Origin of the sequence: Sphingomonas sp. 2SG, assembly GCF_005503285.1 — a bacterium.
GTDB classification, from domain to species: domain Bacteria; phylum Pseudomonadota; class Alphaproteobacteria; order Sphingomonadales; family Sphingomonadaceae; genus Sphingomonas; species Sphingomonas taxi.
Genome location: NZ_SCMZ01000003.1, coordinates 122415 through 134194 on the forward strand (window position 1 = coordinate 122415; position 11780 = coordinate 134194).

General features: G+C 67.9%; 8 protein-coding genes. 3 read left to right on the forward strand and 5 right to left on the reverse strand.

Going from position 1 to position 11780, the window contains the following annotated elements; genetic code table 11:
• Positions 1-24 precede the first annotated feature (24 nt).
• From FFS23_RS02695 to FFS23_RS02710, 4 genes are all read right to left on the reverse strand, one after another.
• On the reverse strand, positions 25-1095 hold the full coding sequence (locus FFS23_RS02695; RefSeq protein WP_249340490.1) for a DUF2332 domain-containing protein: 1071 nt from the start codon (positions 1093-1095) through the stop codon (positions 25-27).
• Positions 1092-2909 (reverse strand): HAMP domain-containing methyl-accepting chemotaxis protein, encoded by a 1818-nt coding sequence (locus FFS23_RS02700; RefSeq protein WP_137897343.1) that lies wholly within the window; start codon positions 2907-2909, stop codon positions 1092-1094. Before FFS23_RS02700 ends, FFS23_RS02695 begins: the two co-directional genes overlap by 4 nt.
• 233 nt (positions 2910-3142) lie before the next feature.
• Positions 3143-5866, reverse strand: coding sequence for a TonB-dependent receptor (locus FFS23_RS02705; protein WP_137897344.1), 2724 nt, complete (start codon positions 5864-5866; stop codon positions 3143-3145).
• A 215-nt stretch (positions 5867-6081) separates the two neighbouring features.
• Positions 6082-6360: a metal/formaldehyde-sensitive transcriptional repressor gene (locus FFS23_RS02710; RefSeq protein WP_038659480.1), complete on the reverse strand. Its 279-nt coding sequence runs from the start codon at positions 6358-6360 to the stop codon at positions 6082-6084.
• 281 nt (positions 6361-6641) lie between these two features.
• Between FFS23_RS02710 and FFS23_RS19975 the strand changes: the two genes are divergently transcribed.
• From FFS23_RS19975 to FFS23_RS02720, 3 genes are read left to right on the forward strand one after another with little or no spacing between them, the layout of a single operon-like run.
• Positions 6642-6779 (forward strand): hypothetical protein, encoded by a 138-nt coding sequence (locus FFS23_RS19975; protein ID WP_156143766.1) that lies wholly within the window; start codon positions 6642-6644, stop codon positions 6777-6779.
• A gap of 55 nt (positions 6780-6834) precedes the next feature.
• Positions 6835-8472, forward strand: a complete 1638-nt coding sequence (locus FFS23_RS02715; RefSeq protein WP_137897345.1) for an NRAMP family divalent metal transporter — start codon at positions 6835-6837, stop codon at positions 8470-8472.
• A 24-nt stretch (positions 8473-8496) separates the two neighbouring features.
• Complete coding sequence (locus FFS23_RS02720) at positions 8497-9840, forward strand: carbohydrate porin (protein WP_137897346.1); 1344 nt, start codon at positions 8497-8499, stop codon at positions 9838-9840.
• Between the two features lie 47 nt (positions 9841-9887).
• Here FFS23_RS02720 and aspS read toward each other — a convergent pair whose 3' ends face one another.
• Positions 9888-11720, reverse strand: coding sequence for an aspartate--tRNA ligase (gene aspS / locus FFS23_RS02725; protein WP_137897347.1), 1833 nt, complete (start codon positions 11718-11720; stop codon positions 9888-9890).
• Between the last annotated feature and the right edge of the window lie 60 nt (positions 11721-11780).

Genomic DNA, 11780 nt, shown 5'->3' on the forward strand with positions numbered 1-11780 from the left:
CGATGCGTCGAGAAATAGCGACGGTCAGTCGGTCGGGCCGTGCCAGTCGATCCAGGCGCCATAAGCGTGGCAGGTGGCGAGATGATGCGTGCCCCCGTCCGGCCAGACGGTCAGCGACAAATGGACGGCATCGCGCGGCGTGGTCCATTCGAAGCCAATGCGGGCGAGCGGGCGCGCCGCGGTGGCGCGCGCGCCCGCGTCGCGAAACGCCGCCTCGACGGTCTGGCGGCGGACCGGATCGAGATATTGCAGCGCCATCGAATGGACGATGATCCGGCAGCGCCCCTCCGGCTGCGGCCGGGCGAGCTGATCGGGCAGCCAGAGCGCGATGTCGCCCGCATCGACCTGCGGCGGCCGTTCGCGGGCGATCGCCAGCGCCGCGGCGAGCCGCGCGGCGCGATCGTGCTGGTCCGCCCAGATATAGGCCATCAACCGCGCGCGGGCGGCGGCGTCGCCGACGTCGACCGGGCGCAGGTCGACGCCGCGCGCAGAGACGATCTCGACCGGGCGGACCGGCGGCGGCGCGCCGCGCCACGCCGGCGCGACGCGCACCGGCGATCCCGCCAGGCCGACGGTGCGGCCGCCGAGGTCGTAGACATAGCGATCGAGATTGAGGTTGAGCCCGGCGCTGGCGCCGAGTTCGCGCAGGTCGCAGGGCATGTCGTGATGCGCGCGCGCGACCATCAGCGCCGCCATGATCGCCGCGGTGCGGCCGACCTCGTTGGTCTGCGGCGGGTCGCGCATCCATTCGACGATGACGTCGTCGGCCACCGCCAGCGCCTCGCCGATGACGCGATCAAAATCGCCCGTCTGATCGCGATACAGCGCGGCGAGCGCGGGCAGCGTTTCGCCGCGCGCGACCGCATGCAGCGCGGCGTTGAAGCGCATCGCCAGCGCATCGGCGGCGACGTCGCGCGGCCAGGCGGCGATCAGTGCGGCGGTGCGCGGCGCCTGATGCAATTGGCGCTCCGCCGCCTCCAGCACGGTGGCGACGAAGCTCGATCCCATCTCGCGCACCGCGGCGGCCTGCCGTCGCAGCGGCCCGCGGTCGGCGGCGTCGTCAGGCGTGGCGATCATCCCGGTCAGGACGGTCAAAACGTATCCCAATCGCCATTGGCGACGAGGCGCGGACGCGATGGCGCCTTGGTCAGGCGACCGACCTTGGGCTTCGACGGGGTTAGAACCCGCACCGGCGGCGGCGGCGGTGCCGCGAGCGCCGGTTCATGATCGATGACGAAGGCGCCGACCGACTGGTTGAGATGGTCCGCCTCCTCCGCCAGCCGCCGCGCCGCCGCCGAGGTCTCCTCGACCATCGCGGCATTCTCCTGCGTCATCGTGTCCATCTCGCTGATCGCGACGTTGATCTGGCCGAGGCTCTTGGCCTGCTGATCGGAGGAGGTCGCGATCGCGTCGATCGCGACGCTGACCGTGCCGACGCGCTCGATGATGCGCGCCAGCGCCTGGCCGGTCTGATCGACCAGATCGACGCCGGTGCGGATATGGACGGAGGCGGAGGTCACCTTGTTCTTCACCTCGGTGGCGGCATTGGCCGAGCGCTGGGCGAGCGCGCGCACCTCCTGCGCGACGACGGCGAAGCCGCGGCCCGCATCGCCCGCGCGCGCCGCCTCGACGCCTGCGTTGAGGGCGAGGAGATTGGTCTGGAAGGCGATGCCGTCGATCAGGCTGATGATCTCGGCGATCTCCTTGCTCGCCTTCTCGATGCCCTGCATCGCGCCGATCGCCTCCTTGACGACCGCGCCGCCGCGCTCCGCCTCGCCGCGCGTCTCGGTCATCGAGCCGCTCGCGCCGATCGCCGCGCCGGCGCCCTCGCGGATCGACTTGGTCACCTCGTCGAGCGCCGCCGCGGATTGCTCGATCGCTGCCGCCTGCTGTTCGGTGCGCTGCGACAGATCGAGCGTCGCGCGGCTGATCTCCTCGGAATTGTGCGTGATCGCCAGCACGCCGCCCCGCACCTCGCCGAGCACGCGCGACAGGCTCGAGGTGGCGCCGTTGAAGTCGCGCGACAGGCTCTGGAAGGCCTCGGGCACGTCGGTGATGCGGACGGTGAGATCGGCCTCCGCCAGACGATGCAGCGCCACGCCGATCGTCTCGCGTGCCGCATCGCGGTCGCGATCGTCGGCGAGCTTGGCCCTGGCGGCATCGCGGAAGACGGTCACCGCCCGCGCCATGTCGCCGAGTTCGTCGGTCCGGTCGGTCGCGGTGATCGCGATGTCGTGACGCCCCCTGGCGAGATCGGCCATCGCCTCGGTCAGCGCGGTGATCGGCCGGGCGAGCTGGCGGCTCAGCATCATCGCGAGCGTGATCGCGATCCCGATCAGCGCGATGCCACCGATCACCAGCGTGATCAGCGCGGTGCGGATCGCGCCATCCTGACTGGCGGCGTTCTGCTCCATTTCCTCGGTCTCGGCCTTGCGCAGGTCGCGCAGCGGCAGCGCGACCTTGCTGACCAGCACCTTGTCGCCGGCGGCCCGGACCGCGGCCTCCGCCTCCTCGCGACGGCCGGCCTTGACCCAGCCGATCAGCCGGTCGCCCCAGTCGCGCCGCCAGGCGAGCGCCTCGCGATTGGCGCTGCGCACCTGATTGAGCTTGACCGGGTCGGTGAGCAGCCGCTGGAGATCGACGGCGGTGTCGTCGAACTCCTTGCGCCCCTCTTCGTAGGATTTGAGGTAGCTGGGATCGCCGGTGACGAGGAAACCGCGGAACTGGCTGTTCTGCCGCAGCATCGACGTCTCCAGCGTCAGCGCCTTGGCGTAGATCGTCTGGCTGACGTTGTTCCGCTCGGTCGAGCGCTGGATCGACAGGATGTTGGCGAGGAACACCAGCATCACGACCGCGGCGGACGCGTTGATCGCCAGAAAGGACAGGCCGAGTTTGCGCGGTATCTTCATGGTCGTCGTTCCTTCGGGGCAGGATGAGAGCGATCTCACGTCGCGGATTGACGCCGGCGTACGGCGCCGTCGCTTCCACCATCCCCGTCGGTGCCCATGCTCTCGCCGATCGGTCCCAGCGACGGGTTGGTTTTCCTATTATAGCTGCTCGTCGGCCCCGGCTTGCGCCTGCGACGCATTCGTCACGCCGCTAAGATGTGGAGTCCGTTCGATAGCCGGGTGGTACGGGCAGGTCAGAAGCGTGAGCGGAGCGTTACGCCGTAGGTGCGCGGCTCGGCGAGGAACGCGGTGGTCAGCGCATTGCCGACCGCATAGCGCGGCGCACCGAACTGCTGGACCTGCGACTGGCTGCCGCTGCCCTGCAGGAAGGCGGCGGCGGCGATCTGCTGGTAGTTGGTGTCGAAGACGTTCTGGCCCCAGAATTCGAGCGCCCAGCGCTGATTGCGGCCACGGATGCCGATCCGCGCGTTGACCAGGACATAGCCGTCCTGGACCTTCTCGGCGAACAGGTCGGAGCCGGTGTTATAGTCGCTGGTCAGGCGGCTATCGACGTAGAACAGGGCGGTGAGGCCATTGCCGCCGATCGCCGGCGTCCATGTCGCCGCGCTGGTGATGACGTGACGCGGTGCGTTCGACATCTGGTGGCCGGGAAGCATGAACAGGGCGGCGGTGAGCGGCGCGCCTGCGGCACTGCCGACCAGATCGTCGCGGTATTGCGTATGGGCGTAGGTATAGCCGAGGTTGAAAGTGACGTCTGGCGTCGGATAGGCGCCCGCCTCCAGTTCGAACCCCTGGGTGACGACGCCGGTACCGACCTTGCCGGTGCAGGCGCCCGACGCGGAACTGTCGTCGCGATCCGCACCGTTCAGCGACACGTCGCAGGCGCCGATGTTCTGGACGACGAAAGCGCTGCCGTTGAAGGTGTTCAGCTGAAAGTCGCGGAACGACGAGCGGAACCCGGCGAGGTTGGCGCTGAACTTCTCGGTGCTGTATTTGACGCCCAGCTCGAACGCCTGCACCGTTTCCGGATCGAAGCGCAGGTCGCTGGCGCGCGTGCTGCCGAGGGCGAGGCCCGACCGGGCGAGATTGTAGCCGCCCGCCTTGTAGCCACGGGCGTAGGAGCCGTAGAGCAAGGTGCTCGGCGTCGCTTGCCATGACAGCACGGTGGTGCCGGTGAACTGGCCCTCGCCGATCGAGTCCTTCAGCGGAACGCCGTTGAGCGCGGTGGTCGAATTGCCCGCGCAGACGATCGCGACGAGCCCCGCGGCGATGGTGCGGCGCGTCCGGTCGGCGTCCGTCTGCGCCGACGCGAGCGCCGCCTGCTGCGCCGGGCAGACGCTGTTGCTGCTGTTGAGCGAGGCGTTCAGCACCTTGTGCTCGTGCGTGTAGCGCAGGCCGGCGGTGAGGCTCAGCGTATCGGTGATGCGCAGGATGTCGTGCGTGAAGAAGGCGTAGTTGGTGCTGGTCTGATCGAACACGTCGCGCAGCGCGCCGACGTTGTTGGCGGTGCTCAGCCGATCGAGACCGCCGACCACGGTTCCGCCCAGCGCGGCGGTGAGCGCGGTACGGCCCGCAGTGCTGAGACAGCCCGAGCGGGCCGGATCGCGCAGCGCCGGATTGGCGCTCAGCCGCGCGACCAGACTGCACGAGGCGAAGGCGCCGAATTGCGTGCCCAGCTTGAAATTGTCGGCGACCTCGAGCCCTTCGTGGGCGAAATAGCCGCCGACCAGCCAGTCGAGCTTGTTGTCGAACAGGCCGCCGCTCAGCCGCGTCTCGTGCGTATAGGTGCGGAACCGGCGGTAGGCGTTGCCGTCGTCGGCGCGATAGCCGATATCGAGGCTGCTGTATTCCGGATCGGCGGCGTCGCCCGCCTGATATTCGCGATAGGCGCTGATCGAGATGAGCTGCACGCTGCCGATCGTCCAGCCGATGCGCGACGAAATGCCGTAATCCTTGGTGACGTTGGCATAGGCGCGTCCGGGCGAGGCGACCGTGCGGCGATTGTAGGGATCGCCCGCGCTCGGCAGGATGGCGCCGAGGCTCTGCATGACCGAGACGATGCGGTTCTGCGGCGAAACGGCGAAATCACCCGCCACGCCCGGCGTCGGATCGTATTTCTCGCGCGTATCGACATAGACCGCGCCGCAGCATTTCTCGTTGCGATAGGTGTAGTCGCCGATCAGGCGTAGCGACAGGTCGGTGCTCGGCTTGAAGAACAACTGGCCGCGGACGAAATAGCGGTTGCGATCGTTATAGTCGGTCTTGTTGACGACGTCGGTGTAGAAGCCGTCGCGTCTGGCGACGACGCCGTCGACGCGGAAGGCGAGCGTATCCTTGAGCACCGGACCGGTCAGCGCACCGGCGAGGCGGACGGCATTGTAATTGCCGTAACTCGCCTCGCCGTAGCCGCCGAACTTGAACTCGGGATATTTGGTGTAGATGCTGATCGCGCCCGCCGAGGAATTGCGTCCCGACAGCGTGCCCTGCGGCCCGCGCAGGACTTCGATCCGTTCGACCTCGCCGAGATCGTTGAGGCCCGAGCCGGTGCGGTTGCGGTAGACGCCGTCGATGAATACCGCGACCGAGCTTTCCAGTCCGGGATTGTCACCGACCGTACCAATGCCGCGCAGGCGCGCGGTGGCATTGGCTTCCGAGCCGGTGGAGGTGACCAAGAGCGACGGCACGAGCTGCGCCATCTGACGGATATCCGTCGCACCGGAATGACGGAGCGCGGTGGTACCGTAGGCGCTCACGGCGATCGGCACGTTCGACAATCGCTGCGAACGCCGCGTCGCGGTGACGACGATGTCCGAGGTATTCTCCGCCACGGCCGGCTTGGCCTTGTCCTGTTCGCCTTGCTTGGTCGTCGGCGCCAGCCCCCGCAACCCCTGCGCCTCGGCATGGCCGATCGCTCCTGCGCAGCCAGCCGCTGCCAAAAGATATACCCATTTACGCATTCTACCGCCCCCGGTTCGAGTTAACCGGGGCGCGATTGCCGTAACAAACGATAACGAAAGGTTAAACCTGTATAGGAGCGAAGGCGGTTATTCTGGGATGTTGAAGAATATGCCTTGCAAGATCCTGCACGAGAACGATTTCCGATTTTGTTACAAAAACGAAAACCTTGAGCTGTGAATTGCGATCTGCAATCGTCGCTTGCTCAATCAGCCGCTCACGTCAGGTAGGCGTGGACGATGTCGATCAGTTCGTCGGCGGCGCGGCGCCGGGGACTGTCGTCGGCGGCGGCGGGGTCGACGAGATGTTCGCGGATATGATCCTCGATCACCTCCGCGATGAAGCCGTCGAGCGCGCCGCGGCACGCCGTCGCCTGTTGCAGCACCCGCGCACATTCGCGATCCTCGGTGACGGCGCGCTCGATCGCGGCGATCTGTCCGCGCAGCCGGGCCAGCCGGTTGAGCAGCTTCTTCTTCTCTTTTTCGACGTGGCTCATGCCTGCTCCATTTTGGACTTGAACCTATACTCCGGAGGGGTATGTGGCGTCCATCGGCATCGCGGCGGACGCGAGTCGACAGAGCGGATCTCCCGCTCGCCTGACGAAGGACGATGATGAAACCCCGATCTACGCCTGTGTCCAGCGAAGGGGACAGTAGGAGCGCCGCTCCGCTGATCCACGTCGCCGGACATGCCCCGGTCGGGGAGCGCACGCCCACCGCCTAAGCGCGGCGGCGTCCCTCCCGGCCGGACCCAATTATCCGGACCAAGGAGGTCGCCATGATCCTATCGATACGACGCGCCGATCCGCGCGCCGACGCCGGCCGTAGCGAGCCGCTCAACCGTCGCATCCGGCTGGCCGCGTGCCGCCTGCAGCACGACCGCGACCTGCGCGAGCGGCGAACCGCGGCGGCCTGAGCGCCGCCCCTCCCCCCTAGCCGCCTTATCGAACGACGCACGCGGAGATCGTGCCATGACCAACCTCGCATTGAACGGGGCGCCGCCGCGCGCCACCGCCCATCTCGACGACGCCCATCTCGGCGACATCATCGGCGCCTTCGGTACGATCGCCCGGGACGATACCGGCACCCGCCCGAACTGGCGGCGCAAGCTGATGACATTGGCCGCGATCATCGGTCCCGGCCTGATCGTGATGGTCGGCGACAACGACGCCGGTGCGTTCGGCACCTATACGCAGGCCGGGCAGAATTACGGCACCAGCCTGCTGTGGACGCTGCTGCTGCTGGTGCCGGTGCTCTACGTCAACCAGGAGATGGTGCTGCGCCTGGGCGCGGTGACCGGGGTCGGTCACGCCCGGCTGATCTTCCAGCGGTTCGGCCGCTTCTGGGGCGCGTTCAGCGTCATCGATCTCTTCCTGCTCAACGCGTTGACGATCGTCACCGAGTTCATCGGCATCACATTGGGGCTCGATCATCTCGGCGTGCCCAAGGTGGCGGGCGTCGCGGTGGCGGCGGTGCTGATCGTCGCGGCGGCGAGCACCGGCAGCTTCCGCCGCTTCGAGCGGTTCATGATGGTGCTGGTGTTCGGGTCGCTGCTGCTGATCCCGGTCGCGCTGACCATCCATCCGCCGGCCGGGCAGATCGCCCACGACGTTCTGATCCCCGGCCTGCCCGCGCACGGCAGGCTGTCGGAGGTGATGCTGCTGATCATCGCGATCGTCGGCACGACGGTGGCGCCGTGGCAGCTGTTCTTCCAGCAGAGCTATCTGATCGACAAACGGATCGGGCCGCGGTTCATGGCCTATAGCCGCATCGATTTGTGGGTCGGCATCGCCGTCGTCATCGTCGGCGGGGTCGCGATGATGGCGTTCACCGCCGCCGCCTTCGCCGGGACCGCCGGGGCCGGGCATTTCACCGACGCCGGCGCGGTGGCGCGCGGCATCGCGGCGCACGGCGGGCGGCTGATGGGCGTGCTGTTTGCGGTGGCGCTGATCGACGCCTCGATCATCGGCGCGTCGGCGGTGTCGCTGAGCACCGCTTATGCGATCGGCGACACGTTCGGCATCCGCCATTCGCTGCACCGCTCGCCCCGCGATTCGATCGCCTTCTACCTCGTCTTCGCCGGGCTGATCGCAGTGGCGGCGGCGCTGGTGCTGATCCCGGGAACGCCGCTGGGGCTGCTGACCAATGCGGTGCAGTCGCTGGCGGGCGTGCTGCTGCCGAGCGCGACGGTGTTCCTGCTGCTGCTGTGCAACGACAAAGCGGTACTGGGGCCATGGCGCAACGGCCGCTGGCTCAACCTGTTCACCGGAGCGGTGATCGCGGTGCTGGTGCTGCTCTCGGTGATCCTGACCGCATCGGTGCTGGTGCCGGACCTCGGCGCGGGCGCGATGCTGTGGATCCTCGGCGGCGGGCTGGGCATCGCATTGCTCGGGTTGGGCGTGCAGCAATTGGTCGCGCCGGTCCGTGCCGCACCGATCGATCGCACCGGTCGCGACGACTGGCGGATGCCGCCGCTCGACACGTTGGCCCCGGCAGCTCTGCGGCGGGGCGACAAACTATGGCTGACGGTGCTGCGCCTCTACCTCGTCGTCGCGGGCGGGCTGGTGCTGATCCGTATCGGTCAGCTCGCGCTGACCCACCAATTGTAATCAAGCGCTTCTAGGGGGACCAACATGACTCGTATCGCAACCCTGCTGGTGGGCGCCTGTGCGCTCGTCGGCCTGACCCTCCACGCCCCGGCACGGGCGCAGACGGTCGCCGAGCCCGCGGTGACCGATCAGGATTGGGCGATCCACGGCCAGGTGACCGGCGTGCTGCAGGGCACGCCCGGCTTCGCCTCGCCCTATGAGGGGACGAACAGCCTGACGCCGCGGCAGATCAAGGAGACGGTCGACGTCACGCTCTATGCCGGGGTGCGGCCATGGCGCGGCGGCGAACTCTGGATCAATCCGGAAATCGACCAGGGGTTCGGCCTGTCCAACACGCTGGGCGCCGCGGGCTTCCCGAGCGCGGAGGCGTATAAGGTCGGACGCAAGCGCCCGTATCTCCGGTTGCAGCGGCTGTTCTTCCGTCAGACGATCGGGCTGGGCGGCGGGCGCGAGGCGGTGGCCGGCGCGATGAACCAGCTCGCCGGCACGCGCGACAGCGACCGGCTGGTGCTGACCGCGGGCAAGTTCGGCGTCGGCGACGTGTTCGACACCAACAGCTATGCGCACGATCCGCGCAGCGACTTCCTCAACTGGTCGGCGGTGGATGCGGGCAGTTTCGATTATGCCGCGGATGCCTGGGGCTATTCGACCGGGATCGCGGGCGAATTGTATCGCGGCGACTGGACGCTGCGGCTCGGCCTGTTCAACCTGTCGAAGGTGCCCAATGGCGAGACGCTGGAGACGCGCTTCCAGCAATATCAGGTCGATGGCGAGATCGAGCACCGCCACCAGATCAATGGTCACGACGGGGCGCTGCGGCTGACGCTGTTCCGCAACCGCGGGCAGTTTGGCCGGTTCGACGATGCGCTGGCGCTGGCGCTGGCGGCGGCGACCGGCGGCGATGCCGACACCGCGCTCGTGCGGGCGCGGCGGACGCGGCTCGGCGCGAGCGTCAACGGCGAGCAGGCGGTCACCGATACGCTCGGGCTGTTCGCGCGCGCCGGGGTCGCCGACGGCGCGATCGAGCCTTACGATTTCACCGATATCGATCGGACGGCGCAGCTCGGCGTGTCGCTGAAAGGTGCGGGCTGGCACCGCGCCGTCGACACGGTGGGGGCGGCGCTGATCGTCAACGGGATCAGCGCGGCGCACCAGCGCTATCTCAATGCGGGCGGACTGGGTGTGCTGGTCGGCGACGGCCGGCTGCCGCATCCGGGGGACGAATATATCGGCGAGGCCTTCTACAAGCTCGCCGCGACCCGTGGATTCGAGCTGACGCTCGATTATCAACGGATCGGCAATCCCGGCTACAATCGCGACCGCGGCCCCGCCAACGTGATTGGGGCGCGGGTGCACGGCGCGTTCTGAGCCGGTCCGGCCGACGGGCACTGCAAGGACACCCGTCGGCCCATCGGTCAGCCGGCCTTGGGCGCGACCGCCTTGTCGGCGTCGGTAGCGGCGGCACCCGCCTGCGGCGCGACGCGCAGGTTGAGTTCCTTGAGCTGCTTGGGCGTCGCGAAATTGGGCGCGCCCATCATCAGGTCCTCCGCCTTCTGCGTCATCGGGAAGACGATGACCTCGCGAATGTTGGGCTCGTCGGCGAGCAGCATGACGATCCGGTCGATACCCGGCGCCGAACCGCCGTGCGGCGGCGCGCCGAACTTGAACGCGTTGATCATGCCGGCGAAATTGGTGTCGACCTCGGCCTGCGAATAGCCGGCGATCTCGAACGCCTTGTACATGATCTCGGGACGATGGTTCCGGATCGCGCCCGACGACAGTTCAACGCCGTTGCACACGATGTCATACTGATAGGCGAGGATGTCGAGCGGGTCCTTGCTCTCCAGCGCCTCCATCTCGCCCTGCGGCATCGAGAAGGGATTGTGGCTGAAGTCGACCTTCTTGTTGTCCTCGTCATACTCGAACATCGGGAAATCGACGATCCAGCAGAATTCGAAGCGGCTCTGGTCGATCAGGCCGAGGCTCTCGGCGACGCGGGTGCGGGCGAGGCCGGCGAGCTTGGCCGCCTGCCCTTCCTTGCCGGCGGCGAAGAACAGGCCGTCGTCCGGGCCGAGGCCGAGCGCATCGGCCATCGCGGTCATCTTGTCCTCGCCGTGGTTCTTGGCGATCGGGCCGCCCCATTCGCCGCCCTTGCGGGTGGCATAACCGAGGCCGGCGAAGCCCTCGCCTTGCGCCCAGGCATTCATGTCGTCGAAGAACTTGCGGCTCTTGTCGGCGGTGCCGGGCGCGGGGATCGCGCGGACGACGTCGCCGGCCTCGACGATCGAGGCGAAGCGGCCGAAGCCCGAGCCGACGAACTGGTCGGAGACGTCGCTGATCAGGATCGGGTTGCGCAGGTCGGGCTTGTCGTTGCCGTATTTCAGCATCGATTCGCGATAGGGGATGCGCTTGAACGGCAGCGCGCTAACGGTGCGGCCCTTGCCCTGCCAGTCGGCGAATTCCTCGAACACGCCGTGGAGCACGGGCTCGATCGCTTGGAAGACGTCTTCCTGCGTGACGTAGCTCATCTCGAAATCGAGCTGGTAGAATTCGCCCGGGCTACGGTCGGCGCGCGCGTCCTCGTCGCGGAAACAGGGCGCGATCTGGAAATAGCGGTCGAAGCCGGCGACCATCAGGAGCTGCTTGAACATCTGCGGCGCCTGCGGCAGCGCGTAGAACTTGCCCGGATGGACGCGGCTGGGGACGAGATAGTCGCGCGCGCCCTCGGGGCTCGACGCGGTGAGGATCGGCGTCTGGAATTCGGTGAAGCCCTGCCCGATCATCCGCTGGCGGATCGAGGAGATCACCTTCGAACGCAGCATGATGTTCTGGTGCAGCCGCTCGCGGCGCAGGTCGAGGAAGCGATAGCGCAGGCGGATATCCTCGGGATATTCGGCGTCGCCCGCCACCGGCATCGGCAGCTCCTGCGCGTGGCTCTGCACGGTCGCGGCCTGCGCGAACACCTCGATCGCGCCGGTGGCGAGATTGGGGTTCTGCGTCGCCTCGGAGCGCGCCTTCACGACGCCGTCGATCGTGACGACCGACTCGACGCGCAGCGATTCGAGCGTCGGCAGCGCCGGCGAATCGCTGTCGGCGACGATCTGGGTGATGCCGTAATGGTCGCGCAGGTCGACGAACAGCACGCCGCCGTGGTCGCGCTTGCGATGGACCCAGCCCGACAGGCGGACGGTCTCACCGACGTTGCCTGCGGTAAGCGCGGCGCAGGTGTGGGAGCGATAGGCGTGCATGATCGTTTCTTCCGGCCGGATAATGGCGTTGTGCGAGGGGTCGCGCTTCCCCGTCTCACT